11 protein-coding genes are annotated in these 24,329 nt (G+C 43.7%); 8 read left to right on the top strand and 3 right to left on the bottom strand.

Annotation, left to right across the window (positions count from 1 at the left end):
• Positions 1-753: 753 nt before the first annotated feature.
• Entirely contained in the window at positions 754-2,856 is a 2,103-nt protein-coding gene (locus tag ACQ6WK_RS09565; protein ID WP_432797160.1) for a sodium:solute symporter family protein, read from the top strand.
• Positions 2,857-3,255: 399 nt separating this feature from the next.
• Here ACQ6WK_RS09565 and ACQ6WK_RS09560 read toward each other — a convergent pair whose 3' ends face one another.
• Positions 3,256-6,024 (bottom strand): hypothetical protein, encoded by a 2,769-nt coding sequence (locus ACQ6WK_RS09560; protein ID WP_432797159.1) that lies wholly within the window; start codon positions 6,022-6,024, stop codon positions 3,256-3,258.
• Between the two features lie 644 nt (positions 6,025-6,668).
• Between ACQ6WK_RS09560 and ACQ6WK_RS09555 the strand changes: the two genes are divergently transcribed.
• The 3 genes from ACQ6WK_RS09555 (at position 6,669) to ACQ6WK_RS09545 (ending at position 12,961) form a co-directional block, all read left to right on the top strand.
• A complete protein-coding gene (locus ACQ6WK_RS09555; protein WP_432797158.1) occupies positions 6,669-7,550 on the top strand; it encodes a DUF1559 domain-containing protein in 882 nt (293 codons plus the stop codon).
• Positions 7,551-7,728: 178 nt separating this feature from the next.
• Positions 7,729-11,358, top strand: coding sequence for a hypothetical protein (locus ACQ6WK_RS09550; protein WP_432797157.1), 3,630 nt, complete (start codon positions 7,729-7,731; stop codon positions 11,356-11,358).
• A 34-nt stretch (positions 11,359-11,392) separates the two neighbouring features.
• Entirely contained in the window at positions 11,393-12,961 is a 1,569-nt protein-coding gene (locus ACQ6WK_RS09545) for a sulfatase family protein (RefSeq protein WP_432797156.1), read from the top strand.
• 53 nt (positions 12,962-13,014) lie between these two features.
• On the opposite strand, the gene ACQ6WK_RS09540 is transcribed toward ACQ6WK_RS09545, so the two are convergent.
• Positions 13,015-14,442 carry a sulfatase family protein gene (locus ACQ6WK_RS09540; RefSeq protein ID WP_432797155.1) on the bottom strand — a complete coding sequence of 476 codons (1,428 nt, stop codon included), beginning with the start codon at positions 14,440-14,442 and terminating at the stop codon, positions 13,015-13,017.
• Positions 14,443-14,669: 227 nt separating this feature from the next.
• Between ACQ6WK_RS09540 and ACQ6WK_RS09535 the strand changes: the two genes are divergently transcribed.
• From ACQ6WK_RS09535 to ACQ6WK_RS09525, 3 genes are read left to right on the top strand one after another with little or no spacing between them, the layout of a single operon-like run.
• Positions 14,670-18,203 carry a hypothetical protein gene (locus ACQ6WK_RS09535; protein ID WP_432797154.1) on the top strand — a complete coding sequence of 1,178 codons (3,534 nt, stop codon included), beginning with the start codon at positions 14,670-14,672 and terminating at the stop codon, positions 18,201-18,203.
• A 41-nt stretch (positions 18,204-18,244) separates the two neighbouring features.
• Complete coding sequence (locus ACQ6WK_RS09530) at positions 18,245-19,816, top strand: sulfatase family protein (RefSeq protein WP_432797153.1); 1,572 nt, start codon at positions 18,245-18,247, stop codon at positions 19,814-19,816.
• Between the two features lie 18 nt (positions 19,817-19,834).
• Positions 19,835-21,205: an alpha-L-fucosidase gene (locus ACQ6WK_RS09525; protein ID WP_432797152.1), complete on the top strand. Its 1,371-nt coding sequence runs from the start codon at positions 19,835-19,837 to the stop codon at positions 21,203-21,205.
• On the opposite strand, the gene ACQ6WK_RS09520 is transcribed toward ACQ6WK_RS09525, so the two are convergent.
• Positions 21,188-22,372: an alpha/beta hydrolase-fold protein gene (locus ACQ6WK_RS09520; RefSeq protein WP_432797151.1), complete on the bottom strand. Its 1,185-nt coding sequence runs from the start codon at positions 22,370-22,372 to the stop codon at positions 21,188-21,190. The genes ACQ6WK_RS09525 and ACQ6WK_RS09520 overlap by 18 nt on opposite strands.
• Positions 22,373-22,504: 132 nt before the next feature.
• On the opposite strand from ACQ6WK_RS09520, the gene ACQ6WK_RS09515 reads away from it, so the two are divergent.
• The gene (locus ACQ6WK_RS09515) at positions 22,505-24,310 is read left to right on the top strand and encodes an alpha-L-fucosidase (protein WP_432797150.1); all 1,806 of its coding nucleotides are present in this window, start codon (positions 22,505-22,507) and stop codon (positions 24,308-24,310) included.
• Positions 24,311-24,329 lie beyond the last annotated feature (19 nt).

The raw sequence follows: 24,329 nt of genomic DNA, 5'->3' as shown, positions 1-24,329 counted from the left end.
AATCTGGTTTTCGTAATGCTTATTCATAAATTCAAACTGCCAGTTTATTACTCCAAGTGACTGCCCATTGCGATCTGTTTGCAGATCAACCGCTGTATGAATGATTCAACAGGCAATGTTTCCCGCACTTGGTGAATTGGCTTGCCAAGCATGTGTGCAGGTCCCGCAAAACTTCCCCATAAATCGGAGGGCTCCGAATATTGTATTTTATATGTTTTTCGTAGTCAATGCAGATGCTTATCGTTATGTGTAATTATCGATTTATGTTGCGTGTAAGCTGTGTATTTCGCCTATTTTCAATCAGAGTGGGTGATATGAAGGTGTCGCTTTAAATATTAGGTGTGATCGCATGAATCAGTGAATATGATGATCATTTGTTAAATAAGAACATGGTAATGATTTCTGCGGGCGACAGGCGGTGAATCCTTGTATTTCCTGTATCGCTCATGGTTTCAGGCGCATCGTGTGCTTGAAGTATCAAATACCCCGGGCGGCACAAATGAAACATGGGATTTGCTGTTGGCTGGCAAATGTATATGAAATGGTTGAAATCCCGGGGCTATGGCAGGAATGGCAGGTAAGGGTGCAGCAGAGTTTCTAAGAGCATTGACACGCAACTAATCGTTTTTTAGAATATCGGAGGGCTCCGAAAAGTGTGAAATAGCGATTCTTAAACCATGCTATTTCAAAATTCACGGATATAGCTATTCTGTGATTGGCGATGTAAGTTTAACTTCAACTAGGATTTTATGAATGAATCTCCACTGGATTGATTTAAGTATTGTCGGTGGATTCTTTTTATTTCTTATTGTCATCACGCTATACACCAAGCGAAAAGTAAAATCTGTTGCGGGCTTTTTATCTGCCGAGCGTGTGGCCGGTCGCTACATGCTGACAATGGCTGGCGCTATGGCATTCGTATGCACCATTGGAATGGTTGGAGCGATGGAGGGCCATGTTGCCAATGGCTTTGGCGGTTTGTGGTGGATGTTAATGCTCATGCCGCTGCAAGCAATTGTAGCGCTCTCTGGTTGGGTGACATATCGTTATCGTGAAACACGTGCGATGACCTTGCCGCAGCTAATGGAGATGCGGTACTCACATCATTTCCGTGTGTTTTGTGGTGTATTGGCTTTTATTGCTGGAGCACTTAACTGTGGCGTGTTCCCGATGGTGACCGCCCGTTTTATGATCTATTTTTGCGGCTTACCACACTACTTTGATCTTGTTGGATATACAGATGTTACTGGATGGCAGGCTAGTACGTATGTCGTTTTGGTATTCTTCGAGGTGGTTTTAGGCGTAGTGCTCGCGATTGCCGGTGGGCAAATTACCGTGATGGTTACCGATTTTTTTGCGGGCTTGCTGACGAATGTAACATTGATGATTGTGATACTGTTGATCTTTATTGTGGTTGGCTGGGACGGTTTTCTTGACTCGCTGATGAATATTGCAAACACAATCGGTGAACGTGCGAGTGAGCTTGAGTATGTGCCAAAGAGTGTGGAGAATGCTGTCGCGAATGATCGAGAAGTATCTTATTTTCATCCGTTTAAACAACGAGATATTGGTCCATTTGGTGTGTGGTTTTTTGTTATTAATGCGGCATTGTTCTTCTTCAATCGAGGGACTTGGCAGGGTGATGCGGGGTATCAAACTGCAGCAAAAACGCCTCATGAAGCGCGAATGGCAGGCATTTTAAGTCAGTGGCGGATACACATTAGCCGCATCACGATGGCAGTTTTGGGGGCATTTGCGCTGATTTACTTATTCGATCAAACGCTTGAACTACGGAATGCTGCGGCGGCCTATCAAGAAGTTGCAGGTATTGGTGAAGAGTTCATCCGTTCACAGATGACAACGCCTGTAGTACTCGGCAAGTTTTTGCCAGTTGGGATTATGGGGTTGTTTTTGGTGTTTATGATTTACTCAACCGTGTCAACGGATGATTCTGCATTTCATAGTTGGGGTAGTATTTTACAGCAAGATGTGATGATGCCGTTTCGCAAGAAACCGATGACACCAAAGCAGCACCTGTTCTGGTTGCGTGTTTGCATTGTGCTGGTTGGGGCGTTTGTGTTTCTTTTTAGCTGCATTTGGTCGATGAAAGAATTTATCAACATGTGGTTCGCTATCACGATGGCTATTTTTGTCGGTGGTGCAGGTATCACGTTGATTGGCGGCTTGTATTGGTCTCGTGGAACAACTCAGGGTGCTTGGGCGGGGATGATAACGGGCAGCACACTATCTATTTCGCAGATTACAATGACGTACTTGGTGCGTGAAGTTGGCTGGATGCCTTGGCTCAAAGACTATATCCCACATGGTTTGTTAATGTCATTGTTTGTGACAATTATCGCAGGGCTTGTTTATGTTGTCGTGTCGTTGCTGACGTGTAAGCAGCCGCATGACATGGACAAGCTGCTGAACCGTGGTAAGTATGCAGTGGGTGGAGATCACGAAGCGTTGTCTAAGGCTGAAGATAAACGGCCATGGTTGGAAAAGGTGCTCAAAATCACAAGTGAGTTTACACTCCGCGATAAGATTGTTTACTACGGCCAATTTGTGTGGGTCTTTGGCTGGGGCGTCGTTTTTGTGATTGGCTCGACGTACAATTGGACGTATGAGGCGTGGTACGGTGAGAAAGTATCTGATACAGCATGGCGGTGGTGGTTTGAAATTCATATTGGAGTCTTATTGTTGGCATTCATCGTCGTAACGATCTGGTTTACGTTAGGTGGTATTCGTGACATGATGCGAATGTTCCATGATTTGAATCAGGTTGAAGTGAATCCAGATGATGATGGATCAATCAAATCTCAAATTGAAGAGCCGGAATTGACTGCCTCGAAATGAATAACGAGTATGTATCTAAGATCCTTGTTTATATCAAAACCTAAATCCCTCTACATACAGATTTAATATTCGTTTTTACGAAAGATGCCGATGCTGTGGTTACGTCTTTTCGGTGAAGTTCGTTTTAATCATCGAAGTGATAATCTGTGTTTTGCATTGCTTAAATTGCTATGAGAGAATCCAATTTTAGCTCTTAGCTTAAACAGGTGCATATGAAAACCTTCTTTGTGGTTCGGGAAAGATGTAAATAGCGGTTTTGTCTTGTTTCATAGAACTGAACAGACCTTAAGCGTACTTAGCTTCCTAAGATCCAAAAAAGAATGCCAGGTGAAACTTGACTTCATGATCAAGCGCACCTGGCATCGAGTGGGGGCAATGTAATATATCTAAACCAATGGTTTATGGGTTGGCATTCATGATCACAAAGTCTTTAACTTGGTATTGTTTTTTTGCATCACTGACCGTTTCGATAATGGCTCGGTAGGTTCCATTGGGTAATTTTGTTTTCTTCGTTAGTTTCGCATCCCAGGTAAAAGCGTCATGATCAGAAGCGGAAAATTCAGTGATGAATTTGCGAGATTGATCATAAATACGGACCAATGGTTGCGATTGACTTTGGCTGAAATGAATTGTGACGTTCTTTTGAGCTGCGAGATCATAAACAGGAACGTTCACTGCACCTCGAGAGATAGAGGACGGATGAAGCGTATTACCAAGTAGATCTTTTGAGTTATTGCGAGCATATATAGGTTTGATTGGAGTTCCACCTGTGGTGAGGCGATTGTCGGCAGCAATTGCTTGATCAAGGGTATCAAATGTACCTGTAGCAGGCGTATAGCTTGCCAGCAGCGGCTTTATATGTGTAAGGTAAATATTCTTACCATTTACAGTTTGAGAAGGATCAGTTAAGCCGGTTGTTTGATAAATATTATCAAGTAGTTTTGGTAGTTTGCGAATAGTATCTAAATCGCTAAATACATGATTCCCATCGTGAACAGAGTCGTAGATTTTATTTGCAGAGCCAGCGCCGAAGAAGGAGTTGGATTTAAAATCACCTCGTCGAGCTTGATTGGTTTCGCCAATAACACCATCGTCGTAGAACATCAGGTTGTTATAAAACAGGGCATTATCAGATTGAGATTGAAGTGTCTCAGGATTCAACTCGCCGATACGATCTGATTTAGAGATGTAGATGGTGTTGTTGTAGACGCCGGTTGTATATGAAAAAGTTTTGTCATAATCGATTGAACGTATTGGGACGTTATTTCCTCCGGGAAAGAGGACATCATTGTGTGAGATGTTGTAACGAAGGATATCGCCATGCGAATCACCAGAAAGCATGGTGACAATACCGGCGTGGTTGTTATAGGAGAGATTGTATTGGACGGTACAGTTGATGGTTGCGTGATCAAAATCAAACGCTTGGCCGGAGAAGCCGTAGATATCTCCGACAACGTTGTATTGTGATGTGCAATTAACACTACGAAAAGTAGTGATGCCTGCGTTATCATGGATACGGCCGATTCCAATTTTGTGAACAATATTGTATTCGGCGAGCGAATCTGAGCAGACGCCGAATGAAAAAGCATCGTTGGTTGAATCAACAAGGTAATTGCCGCGAATGACGATGTTGGTGTGATTGATTTCGTGGTGTAGGCGCGGATGTTTTCGGAAGTCTGAGTAGAGACCGACGCCTTGGATGTCGCATCGATGGAAACGGTTGTTTTCAACGAGGATATCATGAAATCGTGTGACATGTTCATCAGGGATATCGCGTTTGCCGGTTAGGGATTTGGCATTGAACGCAATAGCTGCACGGGGTTCCCGAGTTTTGGTCGCGACACAGTTGACATCATGAAAGTAATTATTGCGGATAATGATACCGCGTTGATCACCTTTTCCTTCCTCAGCCACTCCTAGAATAGCCGCGTATAAACCACGACGGCGACCTTTGTTTGAAACCTCAAGATCACTGAATGTCCAGTGTGAGGCATTCATGAGTGTGATGGTTCCCATCGCATTGTTTATACCTTTGCCCGCAAGAATCGGGCGCGAGCCTTGGCCATATGCCGAGAATATGATGGGATTATCTGAGGTTCCGGAGCCGGTGAGTATAATGTTGCCGGCCCAATATGATCCACGTTTTAGGAGGATCTGATCGCCGGGCGAGAATTTGATTGAAGAGATTTTGTGCAGTGATTTCCACGGTTTTTCATTTGTTAGGCCCGAGTTGTTATCGTCGCCGATGGACGAATCGAGATAGTATGTTGTATGGCCAAGGGAGGGGGTAAGGGCAGGTGTGGTGACGGTACTGGCTGCTGATGGGGTAGATTCAGATGAATCCGTGAGTGCAGTGACAGAGTAGGTGTAAGTATGTTGCGGCTTTACGGTGTAATCAATGTAATTGTTTGCGGGGTTTCCGTGTGGGGCGTCGATGATCACGCTTCGGGTAATATTGTTTGTATCTTTGCGAATAAGCCGGTAGGCGGTAGCTTGAGCAACTTTTGGCCAATTAACTGAGATTGTCCTTGCGCCAAGTGAAATAGGTGAAGGTGCTGAGGGTACTACAACATCGGAAAGTGTATTAGACACCAGCGTAATTCGATCAACGTCCATGGACCATTGTGTGGTGTTGTAGCCACCCTTTGTGTCGATTGGCATGCGGAGCCAAATACGAGCTTGCTCCACATTGCCTGGTACTGTAAATGTGGATGATTTTTTGGTGTAGGTGTTATTGTCTTGATCAAATGTTAATAGCTTGGCAAGTTGAGTTGTACCATCAGCTAGGTGATATTCAATGGAAACATTTGCTGCATGTGTCGTATTCTTGCCGCGGTGCCTTGTTAATTTTGCGATAGCTGAGATAGTCCAATCCGAACCTGCTGAAGGGACGGGATCAATAAACTGACAGGCACCGGAAAAGTAACCTACCTCTTTCTCATTGACATGCTGCCCAACAGGTCTGCCAACTTGAAGAATTTTACCATTTGATGCAGCCTGATCATTTATAGGCTTGGTTGATGGGCGGGTGTGATACGTCCAATGAGATTCACCTTGTTGAAAGTCATGATTTTGGATGCGATTGGTTGGTGAGGCGTACAATACTGCTGCGGTAACAAGGTAGATTAGCGTGGACGCAATGGCGTAGTGTGTCATTTTTCTTGTCATGCTTTTGCCTGTATTTATTATTTGTTGTGATTTGTGTATACGTACTTTTGAAGCGTTTAATGGGTGTGATTGGGCATTTCAGTCGTCGGATGCTTGTGTATCAGCGATGTCAATTCTTTTTTGAGAAAATACATGTGATTTGCCTTGATCTGTGTGAAGGGTTATGCTAACCTGCAATTAATCGGAACGCTCCGAAGAAATTACCTTAATGGCGAGGTAATGTCAACAGGTTCTTGGCAACACGTTCAATTGCATGTGCAGCCGTTGAGTAGGTTGTAGGGAACTTGTTTGTGCGGCGGCGTTGTCGAGCGAAATGTATATGTGTTGTACAGATATACTTTTGGGATTATTGAGTTGTTATAGATTTTTTGGTGAGTGCATGTGATAGCTTTGAATCGTTCAGAACGTATTGTTTCCCGAATCGGTAAAATTCATAATATGTATGGTGAATCTTTCAAAACTATTTAAAATAGCACATGCGGGAATTTACAACGGGTTTCGTTGAGATTCTACTGATGATGATAGATTGCATTGGATAGTTCGAGTTAGTCATTTCAGAATATAGGTCTCGGTTTTTTTGAAAGCGCATCACTTTTAAATAGCTTAAGTTGGAGTTGAAGCAAATGAGGATGAACATGGAAAGAATGAGTCTAAGGAAAACGGAGCGCTCCGAAGTAGTTAGTGGGGGATTTACACTCATTGAGCTGCTCGTTGTGATTTCTATTATTGCCCTTTTGATCGGCATTCTCTTGCCGGCATTGACTGCGGCTCGTGATGTTGCTCGTCAAATGGCATGTCTTAGCAATCAAAGGCAAATTGGTATTGCGTTGTATACATATGCGACGGAAAGTGATGGTGGATATGCACCGCTTGTCGAAACGGGAGGCCCTCCATATAAATCTGGGGGCAACAGATATGTATTGGGATGGGCGGGTATCCTTGATTGGGACTATAGTCTTGGTCTAGAAGTTTTTGGGTGTCCAGTAGACGATGAGAATCTTGCGACTATGCAAGCTACTGCCGCATGGAATGTTTCTGCTAGAGGTTGGTCGGAGCGGTATGCAACAGCATGGACGGCAGGTAGCCGTACTTCATATGGCTACAATCAGTATCATGTTGGTTCAAGTCAACGGTATGTGGCATCTGTTGGGGGTAGTAATGCAAATAAACGAGCGCGTGCAGCATTGCCTGCTAGGCTTGAGGAAATTAAGAATCCGGCAGGAACTTTAGCTTTTTGTGACACAGCTCCACGTGATCCAGGTGGAGGTTTGGTTGATAGAGGTACTGCGTACGTATCGGATCTTAGCACTGGTGGTGTTAACGGGAAGCCTTTTGCGAGGCATAGAGAAACTGCATTAAGTGTTGCTTATTGTGACGGTCATGCCGAAGCAGTAACTTTAGCCGACCCAGATGATCCATATGCGGATGATGCACTTGGTGAAGTTAAAGTAACAGGGACGGTAGTCTTTAGGGTGGAGCAAGTAGATTCAACTGTGGATCAGAATAATGTTTGGACGCGGTTTTAGTGTATAAGAGATTACTAAGCTAAGCATTCAAATGATATATGATGATGTTTGCTATTTTTAGGTATCTCGTTTGTTGTAAAACACAGCAGCAGATACCTTTTTTATTTTCCGAAAGCGACCATAGTGGTTGGTTTTGGTGAGTGATTGAAAACTAGATCAAGATGTACAGGAAAAATGAATGGTTAAGGCACCAAGACTATTGAGTATTTGTGCGGTTGTACTAGGGGGATATGGAATCACGGGAATTGTACATGGCGAGAAGGATTTACATGTCATCGAGCCTGTTGTTTATCCATATCTGCATCGGCCAGAAACATATCCTGAGTATGGTTTCAGAAAAACGCCACCTCCAACATGGGAGACTTTCGGCGAGAAGATGGAATTGCGTACTTCACACTCAATTAATATGGATGGTGAGTTGAAGTTAATGGTTCGGCCGATCCGTGTTGATGTTCCAGATGAACGAGAACCTGATGTTTACGTTAATGGCAAAGTGATGCGTATTGAAGAAGAGTCACTCATTGCCGAGGAAAATTATAAGAAGGGAATGAACTTCTTAAGAGAATGGGATAAAGAAGGGGGTATGGTTCGTCTCGCAGGATATAAGATTTTTCGTGTTCCAGATCTTGATGGTCAAAACTACAATCGCTTGACTCATCTTGACGGCTCGTTCACGGATATGGCAGATCAGATGTACGACATTCTTGGTGATCGTTACCTTGGGATGCAGTTTGGTGAATCAGATGCTTCATATTTAAATTTGTCGCCTTATTACATCTATCCAACGCCGCGAGGACGGCTGGAGAGCTACCTGCCGTTTCATGAATATTTTGCGGACTATGGCGAAAACACAGGCAACCGAATCCTCGTACATAATAATGAACTCTGGCATCATTACACGGCAAAAGAAGCAACTGCAACGATTGTTGAAGGGCAGAACTTTGCTCGTGCAGATGGATATATGCGTTTGCATAATGCGTTTATGCGTGGGGCGGGGAAGCAATATGGGGTGCTCTGGGCAGGCGGTTTTTCTGCTGAAACTCAGTGGGGAATCCGACAGTATTTCAGTGAAGATTGCGAGCGTGAACTGCGGGAATTGGTCGAACGAGATAGTAAGATCACAGATTACAGTAAATTGCCGCCGATGAATCTTGCGAAAAGGCGTAAGAATTGGCTCAAGGCTCGATGTGGTCCGACTCGGGGTGTGCCTTTGAACTTGGCACGCCGATTGTTCTATACGTTGTATATGAACAATGCAAGCCATGCAATCTGGGAAGTATCTATGACGCATGAGTTTGTTTCAAGTCGCGAAAAAATTGCAAAGCTGACGCCCATGGGGCAATTGTATAATGCGGTTGCCGCGTTTAATGAGAAGCATGGCACACCAGGAGTGATGCAAACACCTGTTGCAATGTTGCTTGATTTTGGTGCAGGTTGGCGTCCACCACGTGGTCGCAGTGCGGAGTTAATCACGCGCCGCGGTATGCAATACTACATTTGGCCGACGCAAACTTATAATCGCGGTGATTACCTTACCTATAACGTGCTTGATCTGATGTTCCCGGGATTTGTAAATAGTGGCAAGTTTAACACACTTGAGTATGCGCTGACTGACACGCCATATGGTGAGATGTGTGATGTGCTTTTGAGTGATGTGCAGTTGCCCGTTTTACAACGGTATCCACTCGTGATTGCTGCGGGAGAACTAACGACAGATCTCGGTTATTTACGTGATAAATTGACCTCATATGTAGCGGCGGGTGGTAATCTCGTTCTAACTGGAGAGAATGCACGGTCACTCTTTCCTGAATGGGGTATACAAGGAGAGAAAGAGTTTTTGCCTGCGGGGGCAAGGATCCAGTGGGGAGACGGAGATGTGATGAAAGAAACGTACACCGTTGGTGTGCTTGAGGCAAAAAACTTGCCAAAGAATGTGCGTATAGTAGCATCAAGTGGTGATCGTGTGCTACTTTTTGAACTACCAATTGGCAAAGGCAATGTAACTGTGACACTCACCCCCATGGGGATGAATGATCGAGCGATTCCCTTTAAAACGCCTGCTTCTAAAACTACTGTTACCGATGGAGAAGAACAGTTTCATTTGATTGAAAAAGTTGGGCGCCCTTTTTATCTTGCAGAACATTTTAAAAAATGTCTTGATGCAAAATTGAATGATGTTCGCTTGTTCAGCCTGTCCAATGAACGTTTGGCTTATGTGACAACACGTAAGGGTGAAGGTGAGTATTGGTTAGGCGTTTTTAATGATCATCTTGATGCAGAGCCATTTAAGATAGTTTCTTTCGTGGGTGAGATTGAGGCAGTTGAAGAACTTGATTTAGGTGATGATTGGATCAAGCAAGATCCAGGCTACTATCCATTTGGTTTTACAAATCATCAAGGAGGGGAATCAACTGGGGTAAGTATTGCTGGTGGGGACACGCGAATCTTTCGTGTAAAAGTAAAGGAAGAGGCAATAATCAATCGGGAACAGCTTCCGATTGCAAGGCCTGCGAAGAAACTTATTGCGGTGGAAAGCTTGCGTGGGCTTCGTGAGAAGCTTGTGATGTGGCCATCGTTTTTTAATGAGTTTGCAGGAGTGAAAGTTAGTGGTCAAGCAGTGCTTGCTGCTAGCAAGGAGATGCTGCTAAAGGAATCTAAATGGTTTAACAGACGCGGCGTAACATTTCTTGTCGACGCGCGCGATCTCTCTGATGACGCTATGTTGGAAGAGATGTTTGATCGGGTATCAGTACTTACAGGTGTGAAGGCAATTATAGTTCGTGAGGACGAGGGCTTGTCGCTGCAGGCATCTTCGAGTGGTATTGATCTGATCACAGATGATAGAACTGATGATGAGGTGTACTTGTTTGATAGGCAGCATCTTGAGCCTGTTGGGCATGATTATCATGGATGGTTTGTTCTCAATATGGCCTATGATCTATGGGATGACCTGTATAATGATTTGAAAATTGCAGAAGGTCGCGATGGTGTCGCCGTTGTTAAAGGTAGATCATTTGAAGTTATTCCAGATAAGCAATGGAAAGTTAAAGCGGAAAATGCTAATCGCATGCTTTCGTTGCGGGGGATACAGGACTTGCCGAAAGCAGTGAATCGGCAGCAGTTAATCGCGTCACATTTTGGTGGTGTCAATATTGAGGCGAAGTATATTTGGCAAACGGATATTCAGAAGTTGATCAGAGATAAGCAGTGGGCTGATGAACACGGTTTAACTTTGATGATTGATTTTAGTACGTTGATTAACGGTTACAAAGACATTGCTTTTCATACGGAGATGGGGGTGATTTACCAGAAGGGCTTGGCTTGTGCTGAATCAATCTTCAAGAAAATGGAAATACTGGGTTTGAATGATGCGATCATCATCACGCACGGGATGGGGCAGCAGCATGAGGCAATCAATGATGGTTTTGTTGCATTTTGTGATCTTGCTAAACAACATAATGTGAAGCTACATCTTCGAAACTCAGGGCGTTTGCCTGTCAAGCAAGTTAAAAGGTTTATGGCAAGGTTTGAAGATCGTGTCGATAATCTTAAATTTGCGCCATCCACAATCGAAGGGCGAGATCTGTCAGAAATGCTCTCGATTGAACATGATCCAAAGGTTATATTATTGGCATGGTCTAATGATCGGCACCGTTTTAATATGCCACTGCCATTAGCAATGGGGCAGGGTAAAGAAAGAGTTGATCTTTCCGCATTGGATACGGTTAATGCTATTCTGATCTTTGATGCGATCTATGAGGATGATAGTGAACTGTTATCTGATTTATTGTTAGTTGGCAATGATTGATTTCTGTAATCAGAATTAAGAAGGATTATGTTTGATGTATCAATCAATGCAAAATATGGGTTGCGGTTTTATAGCAACAGTTGGTATGGCTGCTTCGATGGGTTTTCAAATGCAAACTCATGCGGCGGGCATGCAATCGAGTGGTTATGATACGAGTAAGCCGAATATCGTTCTGATACTTGCAGACGACATGGGCTACGGTGATATAGCGGCTTTAAATGAACGGTCAAAGATTCCAACGCCTAATCTTGATCAGATTGCCAATGATGGTATGACGTTTACAGATGCGCATACGCCATCATCGGTTTGCACGCCGACGCGGTATGGATTATTAACTGGCAGGTACTGCTGGCGTACCCGATTGAAGCGTGGTGTACTAAACGGTTATAGTAGGCCATTAATTGAAAGAGAGCGTCGAACCATTGGGACACTGTTGCAACAGCAAGGTTATCATACTGCGATCATTGGAAAATGGCATCTTGGATTAGAGTTTGTCGATGAATCAGGAGATTTAACAGACCCAGATGAACGCATGCCAAGTGTTGATTTATCCAAACCGCTTAAATACTCTCCCAATGATGTAGGGTTTGATGAATCTTATATCATTTCGGCTTCGCTGGATTTTCCGCCGTATGTATATATCAAGAATCATCGTGTGGAAGAAGTTGCGACAGAGGAGCATGAAGCTATAAAATTTCCAGCATATATGCGTGCTGGTGAAAAGGCGCCCGGATTCAAGGCTGTTGATACACTCGATCATATGACCAGTCGCGCAGTGGATTACATTGACACGCAAGCAAAGACAGATGAACCATTCTTTTTGTATTTCCCAATAACTGCTCCGCACAAACCGGTTCTGCCGCATGATCGCTTTGTGGATCAATCGTCAATGGGGAGATATGGTGATTTTGTGATGCAAGTTGATTGGACGGTTGGTCAAATCATACAAAAACTTAAAGATGAAGGTATTGAAGAGAGCACTCTCGTTATCTACACCAGCGACAACGGTTCATTCATGTACCGTTATGATAAAGAAACGCGCCCATCGGACCACCGTGCCAATTTGAAGTCCATGGGTTACTATCCAGAAAACCATGAAGCAAACTATAATTTCCGAGGTACGAAGGCGGATATTTTTGAAGCAGGTCACCGTGTACCATTCCTTGTTAAATGGCCAGCAAAGATTGCTTCCGGAAGCAAAGTGAATCAAACGGTTTGTTTAACGGACATTTTCTCGACATTTGCAGAGATAGCAGGGGTACCGATAAACCGTGGTGAAGGCGAAGATTCATTTTCCTTGCTATCAGTTATGCAGGGGGATCAGAAATGGGTTCGTAAGCAGCCAGTTGTTCATCACTCATCCCGTGGAGCATTTGCGATTCGTGATGGTGATTGGAAGTTGATTCTAACAGATGGTTCTGGTGGTCGGCAGCGCCCGCAAAGTACGCCATTTGCAAAGCCATATCAATTATATAATCTCAAGAATGATATTGGTGAACGTCAAGACTTGGCCCGAGAACAGTCTGAAATTCGCGATCGTCTTGAGGAAAAGTGTCTCAAGATTATTGCAAGTGATGCTAGCCGATACGATATTGGTAAGTAAAGCAATAAGCAATCGAGATATAAAAAGTCCTTTTATACAAGGGCTTTTTATATCTACATTTCAGTGAATGGATCGTACTCAGGTACTTGCCATGGATCTTTTGTGTGTTTTAGCCATGGAGTAAGTTCATCTTTTACCAGTTGCTTGATTAGATTTGGGCGTAGCCAGGCGATATTACTCATCTCGTATGGATCTTCTTGAAGATCATAAAGCTCGACTCGTCGTGGTGATTTGTCCTTCGTTTGATCGATCATCAATTTATAGCGATGCGTTCGTACGCCACGTTTTCCATATCGCGGATCACCGGGATAGGGCACACGAATATAGAATTGAGATGTCGGCCGTTCCGCGTTGCAGTCTTTCATCGCATCAGCAAGAGATTGTCCTTCAACTTGTGAGGGAATTCTGTTTTTATATCCCATGAGATCAATCAGGGTTGGATAGATGTCAGGCGAGGAAAGCAACAAATCATCCTGTCTTGCTTCTAAGACATCTGGATAACGAATTATAAATGGGACATGCATTGCTTCTTCGAAATGATTGTTTTTATTATCGTAATGACCATGAATGCCCAAGCAATCACCGTGATCTGATGTAAATACGACGATCGTATCATCGGATAGATTTAGTTCGTCTATTGCCTGAAGAAGCTTGCCAAATTGCTCATCTACGCCAGTAATCATAGATAGATAATCACGGATATATTCACGGTATAGTTGCCCGCGTTCCTCATCAGCAGGCGGGATACTGGGGCGATTGCAAAGTTCTTCTGTACTATATTTTTCATAGAATTCACGGTATTTTTGAGGATACTCTTTGTAGTAGCCATGAGGTGGATTAATAGACCATACAAGAGCAAATGGCTGATCTGGATTGCGATAAGAACCATCAGTATTGTTTAGGTAGTCAATTGCTTTTCCGACTTCATACTCGGGTGACCATTGTTTGATGCGTGTGATTTCATCACGTGAACCACTTGTCGTCCAATACTCAGGTGTCATATGAGCACCGGAAGTATTGTATGCATGCCAGTAATCGAACCCGTGTCTACGCTCTGGTGGCGTCCACTCATTCCAGAATGGATCTTCGCCTACTGCAAGTTCCTGTGTATCTGCGAATGGCTTATGAGGTGTTTCTAGATGCCACTTGCCGATATAACCCAGCGAGTATCCTTTATCGTGAAGCACGTCAGACCAGCATCGCTCTTCGGTTTTGAGGTAGATACCCAGATCACTTGTGCCGCTGTGGCAATTTAAGATTACACCGTTTGATAAGGGGTACTTGCCGGACATAAACATCGCGCGGTGAGGGCTGCAGACAGGATAATTTGAGACAGCATGTGTGAGCGTGAGCGATTCCTGTGAGAAGCGGTCGATATTGGGGGTGTGAACAATATCCTGCTCCATGAAGCCGAGTGATTGTGCACGTAGCTGGTCACAAAAAACATAGATGAGATTTGGCCGGTTTCTGGTTGATGGCATAATGTTTCCTCTGTACTGCTAATAGGGCCGTCAGGTGTGATGATAACCGGATTCAAATGGTGTTGGAAGGCATGTTACGTGCTGTGTGGCATCGTTTGAAAAATATCTCAAATAGCTAGAAAGTCAGCTTTCTGAGCGCTCCGAAAAATGTTAATATAGCATATTGAAACAATCTTGTTATGTTCAAATTTGGGTTTTACCCGTTGTGGAAAGCAGGAGTCATTGGCATGGGTGTTGTTGCAAAATCTAGCAGTATGAGCTTGAAGAAGCGGCTGTTTCTATCATTCTTGTTTGGTGTTTTAATGTGGTCTTCTGCAGTGCAATTAACTGCGGCACCGACGATCTATCCCTATCTACATCAGCCTGAAGATTATGAAGAATTCTATCGACGTGAAACACCGCCTGCGACGTGGGATCTCTTTGATCATCAGATGCGTATTAAATCTGCGTCATCGTATACGAATTTCAAGAATGATATTTTTGCTGGTCGTATCATGCGCATTGAGGAAAAACACTTTAAGAGTAAGGATGATGTTCTAAAGTACCGTAAAGAGATGGAAGCCGCGAAACGGGCAGGGTACTTTATTCGACTAGCGGGCTTCAAGATATACCGTGTTAAGGGGTTAGATGTACAGAACTACAATGAGCGTGTTGATGTTGAAGATTCATACGCTGATATTAGCCGTGCAATGTATGACATTTGGGGAGAGCGGTATTTCGGGATGCAGTTTGGTGAGTCTGATGCATCATATTTAAACTTGTCAGCCCCGCATGTTTTCCCGTTCTCGCGAACACGAGAGGGAAACATGGTTGATTTTATGGATCATTATCAATGGTACAGCATTAATGTAGGTAACCGCGTGATGTCGCACCATAATGAATCCTTGTGGCCATATGCGTGCAATGATGCGGCAACAACTTTGGGTGGGGCACAGACATTTTACCGTGGTAATACGAATCCTAGGATACACTACGCCTTCTTCCGTGGTATGGGGAAGCAGTACGGTTTGCTATGGCAAGGTGGGTTGTCTGGCAATAATGTTTGGAAGAGTGAGAAGTTTGAAGAAGAGCTTAAAGGTAAGATTCGTGCTGCTGGATTGCCAGTAGAACCAACTAAAGATAATACTTATCCCTTGCGCATCAAAGGCAATCGAGAGCGGCGTCAATTGTATAACTTGCATCCGTTGAACGGCAGCGGTATCGGTATGCTTCGCCGAATGACGTACTCTATGTATGCATGGAATAGTATGTTCTTTGACTATGAGATTGGGGCATTGAAATGGACCGCAAAGGGGGAAGATAGTCAGCTCTCACCTAATGGAGAAATGTTCAATCACTTTGATAAGTTTGTGAAAACATACGGATCGCCAGGCCCGATGCAAACACCTGTTGCTTTCATGACAGATTATATGGCTGGTTGGCGTGTCCCGGGTAAGGAGAGACAACGCCTGAGCGTTTGGAATTGTTTGCCTTATGAGCAAGGTGATTTTTTGCTGCTGAACCTATTTAATGTGGTATATCCCAACCACTTCAATCTACCACTTCACAAAGATAAACGGTATATGCTGACGGATACGCCATATGGCGATATCACAGATGCGCTGACACATGATGTCAGGCAGGAAGTACTTAACCGTTACGGCCTTGTGATACTTGGCACTGAACTTAATCATGATCTTGAAACCGTTCGTTGGAAGCTTGACGATTATTTATCACAAGGTGGTCAGCTTGTAATGACTGCGGCGAATGCATCGAAATTATATCCTGAATGGGGTATAGAAAATGAAACTACATTAATTCGAAAAGGTGATCGCATTCACTATTCTGAAGGCGGGAACGAAAAAGAAACGCTTGAATATAGTGTCTTGATGGCAAAGAGTATGCCAAACGATGCACGGGTAATCGCCGCGGTGAATGATGTTCCAGTTGCATATGAGATACCAAGTGGGAAAGGATCGATCACGTGCGTCATGTCTGCATATGGCATGAATGATAAGGCGTTCCCAATGGAATGGCCACCGAGTAAGAAGGCGGTGCGTAAGGGCGATGAGAAGGCTGTAGCATGGATGAAAAATCCAGCAATTCTGAAATATAGCTATCGCTTATCAAATGTGATGAAATCGATTCTTGATCAGAAGCTCTCTGCTCAAAAATTATTCTCTGTTGGAGATAATTTAGGGTACATTGTCAATCACCGTGAGGATCAAGAGTACCTTGTGAGCATCTTTAATGACACATTAGAAAGTCAGCCGTTTACAATTACTTCACATATCGGAGAGATTGAATCTATAAAGGAATTATCGTTATCTGATCAATATTTGAAGCAGGATCCAAGTTTCTTTCCAAGGGGGTATCAGGATAAGCTTTCAAAGCAAAGCGCTAGTGATGACCACATCATGGGGAATGATGTGCGTATTTTTTCAGTCAAAGTGAAAAAAGGCAATGTTCGGGTTTTGCCTGAAATGAAGCCCGCAAGAAATGCGCGCGATCGATTTATTGCCGTCAAGAGCCTAAATACACTTCGCCATCAGTTGATTCGTTGGCCAGCGTATAAACGCTATTTTGAAGGAGTGAAAATTACGGGACAAATGCTTCTGAATACTGATGCCGATTGGCTTGTACGTGAAGCGAAAATATTTAATCGAGATCGCCTTCGTTTTTTTGTAGATGCAAGAGATGTGAATAAAACACCAGATTTGATTGCTGTAGTTGCAAAAATGTCGATCTTGGACGGTGCAAAAGATATTGTACTTGAGAATGTGGATACTTCACTCAAATCGCTTTTGAAAAGAAAAAGTATCAGAGTATGCACGACGAATGATTTTCAATATATTGATTCAACTCGATCCGAAGAAGCGAAGCTTGGGCTTATTAACGTGCTGAACATGTTCTATGATCAATGGGATGATGTTTATCACGATATTCGAGTTGTATGGGAAGGCGCAGAAGCAGCTAACTTCCGTGGTGATGCAATTGGTGAAGAATATAATCATCATGTGCAAGTACAACCTAAGAATACGTATCATTATTTGACATTGCGTGGTGATATCGATGATTTGCCTGAGGCAATCATGAGCGTGCCGAAGTTCTTCACATACTTTGGCGGGGTGAACATCGATGCTCGATATCTGGCAGCATGTTCAGATATAAAGATTGCTAAGGATGCTGAATGGTTACAATCGCGCGGTATTGGCGTAACGGTTGATTTCAGCAGTATGATTAATAACTATAAGAACATTACACTCCTAAAGCAGCAATCCCACCAGTATGAATGGAGTATGGCATTTTTCGATCAGGCTTTTAAGAAAATGAAACAGTTAGGTGCGGATCATGCCATCATTATCGCTGCGAAGAAGAACAAGAAAGACAGTGTAGAGAATGCAATCCATGAGGTAGCTATCAAAGCAGCCAAGCAGGGGATTCAACTCAATATCCGCACACGTGGTGGAATGATATACAGGAAAGGCGTTGAGTTTATTCAATCTATTGACGCAGAGAATGTTAGTATTGCCTGCTCGACCATGACTGATCGTGATCCTTCATCAATCATCAGGGAAGACTCAAAGAAAGATATGAAAATATTGCTTTTAAGCAGCTCGAGCAAAAAAACCTTGGGCAATATATCCTACCCTGTCTCGCGGCAGGCAGGAGGTGATATATCGATCAAGAAACTTGCGGGTAAGAAAATAATCCAAGTTTTGGATGCGGAGTATCTGAATGAGGGTGAGCTTTTAGAAGATGTTCGTTTTATGGGATGGTAAGTGTTATTAAATCTTTTACATAGGTTAGTTGGATTGAGAATATGAGACATAAAAAAACATTAGTAACGCTTGCAACCAGTGCATTACTCAGCAGTCAATCATTATTGTCCGCAAGTACGAAGCCAAACATCGTTTTCATATTTGCGGACGATATGGGATATGGTGATGTTAGTGGATTGAATAGTCATTCTAAAATCCAAACACCAAACATAGATCGTCTCATTCATGAAGGGATGTATTTTTCTGATGCACATACAAGTTCATCAGTATGTACACCGAGCCGTTATAGTTTGATGACTGGGCGATACTGTTGGCGAACAACTTTAAAGAGCCGTGTCTTGAACGGTTATCAACGTGCATTAATTCCATCAGATCGTATGACGCTGCCCTCTATGTTGCGTGACAACGGTTACCGCACAGCGATGATCGGTAAGTGGCACTTAGGCATGAACTTTAAATTACAGCGTTCAGTTTCTAAATCAAACAATAGGAAAATTCAGCCACAAGATGTTGATTTCTCTGGTAGGGTGGATGGTGGGCCGGCTGATGTTGGCTTTGATACCTTTTACGGCATGTCTGCTTCTTTAGATTTCCCGCCGTATGTTTTTATCAATCAAGACCGTTTCGAGGTTATGCCTACCAAAGAGTATCAATCTTGGCGTGCTGACCCTGCTAATACATTTGGACGTGCAGGGTTTGCCGATCCAGATCTAGTTGCACAAGACGTCATGCCACGTTTGACACGCAGAACGGTTGATTACATTGAATCGTATAAGGATGACAAGCCATTTTTTCTATACATGCCATTAACCGCACCACACACACCGATTGCGCCTAATGGCCGTTTTGTAGGAAAAAGTGGCCTGAATGAATATGGGGATTTCTGTTTGGAGGTGGATGATACCGTTGGGCAGGTTCTCGATGCACTTGATCGTAAGGGAATTCGAGATAATACCATTGTGATATTTAGTGCAGATAATGGTTGTTCAAATGCTGCAAATTTCCCTGAGATGGAAAAGAAAGGGCATCATCCAAGCTACATATATAGAGGTTCTAAGGCGGATATTTGGGAGGGTGGCCACCGTGTGCCAATGCTTGTCCGTTGGCCGGAGAAGATTAAAGCAGGGACAAGTAGTGATAGTATGATTGGTTTGACCGATATGCTGGCGACATTCTCAGAGCTTGTTGGCCAGAAGCTTCCGGATAATGCTGGCGAGGATAGTGAGAGTTTTTTGCAGGTATTACTTGGTCAACGTTGGAATCCTAAGCGTGAAGGAATCGTCAATCATACGGTTTTTGGATACTTTGCGATTCGGACAAAAAATTGGAAGCTTATTTTTTGCCCGGGATCGGGTGGTTGGACTGCACCAAAAGATAAGCAGGCTCGCGAACTCGGGCTACCTGAGATACAGCTATATAATATGGCGACGGATCCGGGCGAAACAAATAATCTTTACGGCAAGTATCCAGAAATTGAATCTAAGCTTACTGAGCTAATTACGCAGTACGTTTTGAACGGTCGTAGTACTGAAGGTGCAGCACAGAAAAATGACACTAGCAACGATTGGGCGCAGCTTGTTTGGATAAATCAAGCTGCAGGCCGAGCGGAATAAGAAAGGGTTTGAGTATTGATGCGAGATGTGAAGTGGTTTACTGATGCGCGGTTTGGTATTTTCATGCACTGGGGATTGTATAGTATTCCTGCGGGTGTGTGGAAGGGAAAGAAGATGGGGCGCAACTGGTATTCGGAATGGATTCGGATGCAGCACAATTGGCCAGAACCAGGCGGTATCCCTAGAGAAGAATACGATACGTTGTTGGATCAATTTAACCCAGACAAGTTTAATCCAAACCATTGGATCAAGCAGTTTAAGGAAGCTGGTGCAAAATATTTTTTGATTACAGCTAAGCATCATGATGGTTTTGCGCTTTGGCCAAGCAAAGTTTCGGAATACAACGTATATGACGCGACCCCTATGAAACGTGATGTTCTAGGTGAATTGAAGGAAGCGTGCGACAAACATGAGATCAAGATGGGATTTTACTACTCGCACTGGCTTGACTGGGAGCATCCGGGTGGTGGTTTGCCACCGTGGCCAAGCGCGGAGAACCCAAACGATCCTCCAATGATGCAGCCTTCACAAAAACTCTACGATGAGTATTGGTATGGTAAGTGTATTCCGCAGGTTCGCGAACTTATAGAGAATTATGATCCTAAATTCTTTTGGTTCGATAGTTGGAATGATAAATCAGAGATGTTCTTAACAGAAAAGCGATTAGACGATTTGATTGGGGCGGTTCGGGATGCTAGTGGTCATTGTTTGGTAAATAGCCGGATCGGTACGACATGGAGTCATCCCAAGGGCGATTCAATCGTGGATTATCTTTCAATGGGTGATAATGAATTTCCAGATACCCAGATACCACGGCCTTGGGAAACCTCGGGGACATTTAATAATGCGTGGGCATGCCACAAACTTGATTATTCATGGAAATCGTCAGAAACACTGTTGAAGAGCCTGGTTGATAATGCTTCACGCGGAGGTAATTTTCAGCTTAACATCGGCCCTAATGCGGATGGTTCGTTTAGTCCAGCAATGATTCGTCGTCTTAAAGAAATTGGTGGATGGCTAATCGTTAATGGCGAAGCGGTCTATGGGACATCTTCTACGTCACTTAAGGATCCTGCATGGGGTCGAATTGTGAAGCGTGACCTACCTGATGGCAATACTCGTCTTTATTGTCATGTCTATGATTGGGTTCCGAATAAGAATATTGATATTGATGACCTCTCATGTGAACCCGTCAAGGCTAGTGTACTTGAAACGGGTGAGCCGATCGAAGTTTCGGTTGATAAGAAAATTGTATCAATGATGTTGACTGAGCATTGCCCGGATGATCGTATCAGTGTGATCGTGCTAGATGTTATTGGGAAAGTGCCATCGTATTGTGAAGCTTTCGGCGATAAGATGTGTGAGCCACATTCAACGTTTAACTTTTAGTGATGCTGAGAGGTCTTTGTTTAATATGGTTTGATTGATCCATTGCCGCATCACGTGATAAATGGGTTCATCGATACGGTGTTTGCATGGCTGTAGGTTAAGGTATGCATTGATGCCGTGCTCTATTAACGTGCTATAGAGTGATTCCGCGTAGTCTTTGGGTACAACGTGATCATCTTCACCATGTACAAGATAGATTGAGATTTTATGAGCCTTCAATTTTTCTAGTACTGTTGGTGTTTGGTAATCATCAAAGTAGTAACCTGCATAGCATAGGATACTTTGGAATTGCTTTGGGTGTGTCGCTGCTATCATGTATGTAAAAGCAGCTCCCATGCTGTGTCCTAAGATGTATTGCTGGTTTGATGCGATGCGGTACTTGGTTTTTGCGTCCTCCAAGCATTTCATAACCCATGCGATGTGGAAGCGTTCGCGGTTATTCCGTATGGGGTGATCTTTGGGGATTGAATATGTTGGCCAACCTGAATATCCCGGCTGGTTGTATTTAAATGCGTTGGGTGTAACGAACGGAGCTCTTGGAATTACATAGACGACATCATCACGTACTAATTTGTCTACAACGTGAGCATAGCGGTCCTCATTTAAGTCACTGCCATGTAGGACAAGACAAACAGGATAATTTTTTGATGAGGTATGGTAGTCAGGTGGGAGTAACGTGATGTAAGTTCCGACGCTCTCCATTGAAATATAATGTCGTTCGGTATTATCTACTGCTGATTTGGAGATTATTTTCAGCATCTTTTTGTATGCTGATTTGAACTCTGATGTATTGCGCACAGGATCTAATTCTTCTTGGCGATCTAATCGTTCTTGATCTTTGAATCCAGCGTCTATAGCGCGATCAATTGCGAGTGCTGCGAGTTTGTGATTGTCCATTTTTGAAAGTAAGCATGCGAACCTAAACCACGTATCGTGATCACTCGGTTTTGATGATAACCATGCGAGGTAATACTGCTTGGCAGCATGAAAATTTCCATTGCGTTCCGCTTTCATGGCCAAGTATTCTTTCGAAGGGCCTACCTGTGGTAATTCGTGTTTATAGACGCCAGGTTGATGTATGTTTGTTTCTAGTTGGCGATGACAGCCGGGTAGAAGAATTAATGCGAATAAGATGACAGTGAGTATCAAAAATTTGTAATATTTCATTGTATGACTTTACTTAATAGTGCATAATAAACACCAGATCGGAGCGATCCGATTATATGGGTCGATGATATCTTCAGCAAGGAATTTTGGACACGTCGGAGGTATTGGCGTCCAAAGTATATGGAGCAAGCGATGTTTGGCAGCAAGATGGATATTCAAATTTCTATTATTACTGTGTTGTTGGTTTCGTTATTGAGTGGCTGCGCCGCATCGATGGACAATGATGTAGAGGTGTTTACGAAGAACGAAACGATGCAGATGCGTAATGATCGAATGAGGTGGTGGCGTGAAGCTAGGTTCGGGATGTTTATTCACTGGGGTTTATATGCTGTGCCGGGCGGTTCGCATAACGGCAAACGTGTGGGCGGATATAGTGAATGGATCATGTGTGCCGACAAGATTCCAGTTAAGGATTATGAAGCGTACTTGAAGGATTTCAATCCGACTGAGTATGATGCGGAGAAATGGGTTCTACTCGCGAAACAAGCAGGGATGAAATACATGGTGATTACGACGAAGCACCATGATGGTTTTGCGATGTATCATTCGCAAGTGAGCGATTACAACATTGTAGATGCGACACCATTTGATCGTGATCCGATCCGTGAGTTGGCGGATGCTTGTCGCAAGCATGGCATGAAGCTTGGGTTCTATTACTCACATTGTATGGATTGGCATCATCCCGGAGGAGGGTATCCTGCGAATCGTATGCCTTCGCATTGGGACCCCGCATTGGTTGAGCAGAATGTTAGTTTTGAAACATACATGGAAGAGAAGGCGATTCCACAGCTGAAAGAATTGTTGACTGAGTATGGTGATGTGGTGGTGCTTTGGTGGGATACACCAAGGACAATGAATCAGCAACGTGCGGAAGCGTTCCTACCATTGTTGGATTTGCAGCCGGGTATCATTACTAACAATAGACTTGGTGGTGGTTATACAGGGGACTATAAAACGCCTGAACAATACATTCCCTTATCAGCACAGAAAATCGATTGGGAAACATGTATGACGATGAATGGGTCATGGGGTTTCAAGGCTCATGATGATAAGTGGAAGTCAACGACACAACTGATCGAGAATTTATGTGATATTGTTTCGAAGGGCGGGAATTATCTGTTGAATGTTGGGCCGGATGCCAAAGGGCGTATTCCGCAGGAGAATATTGCAAGCTTGAAAGAGATTGGCGCGTGGATGAAGGCGAATGGGGATGCGGTCTATAGTACGCAGCGTGGGCCGTTTGCTCGGCTTACTTGGGGAGCATGCTCACAAAAAGTTACGGATGGTGGTGAGCAGGTGTTGTATTTTTACGTGTCTGATTGGGATAAGCATGACCGCTTAATTGTGCCGGGGCTTAAAAACCATGTGCGGCGAATCGTTCTATTGAATGGTGGAACTACACTTGCATTTGAGCAAGCGAATGATGATGTGGTGATTCACACTGAAGGTATTGAAGGCGATGATCATGTAACGGTTTTAAAAATGATGATCGAAGGGCAGCCGGATGTGGATCAACGTTTGCCAATTGTTAATCAGCGGCGAGATTTGAAGCTGGGTGTTTGGGCCGCAATGCAGAAAATAAAATCAAAAGGAGAGAAATTGACGATCGAGCATGATGGCGAGAAAGCTTGGGTGTCAAAGTGGAAGTCTTGGTTGTCGTATCCTTATTGGTTGGTGGAAGTGACAGAACCAGGTGTGTTTGATGTGTATGCAACACTCGATCGCGGGGAAGATGATGGCGTTTTTTCGGTGGAAGTTTGTGGAACTAGGTTAGGTACGTTCAGTGAAATTGATACGAAAGGTTCATTTGCCGAAGTACACTTGGGGCAGGTGACCGTTGATGAGGCTGGTTGCTACCAAGTTGAGGTAAAACCGAAGCGGCAGGGCTGGAAGACGGTAAAGCTTAGTGAACTACGTTTGGCGCCTGTAAAGGATTGAGATACAGGATTGAGTTGAT

This window comes from Poriferisphaera sp. WC338 (assembly GCF_050931845.1).
GTDB lineage: Bacteria > Planctomycetota > Phycisphaerae > Phycisphaerales > Phycisphaeraceae > Poriferisphaera.
The sequence above is the reverse complement of the archived record's forward strand: the minus strand, read 5'-3'. Positions and strand labels throughout refer to the sequence as shown.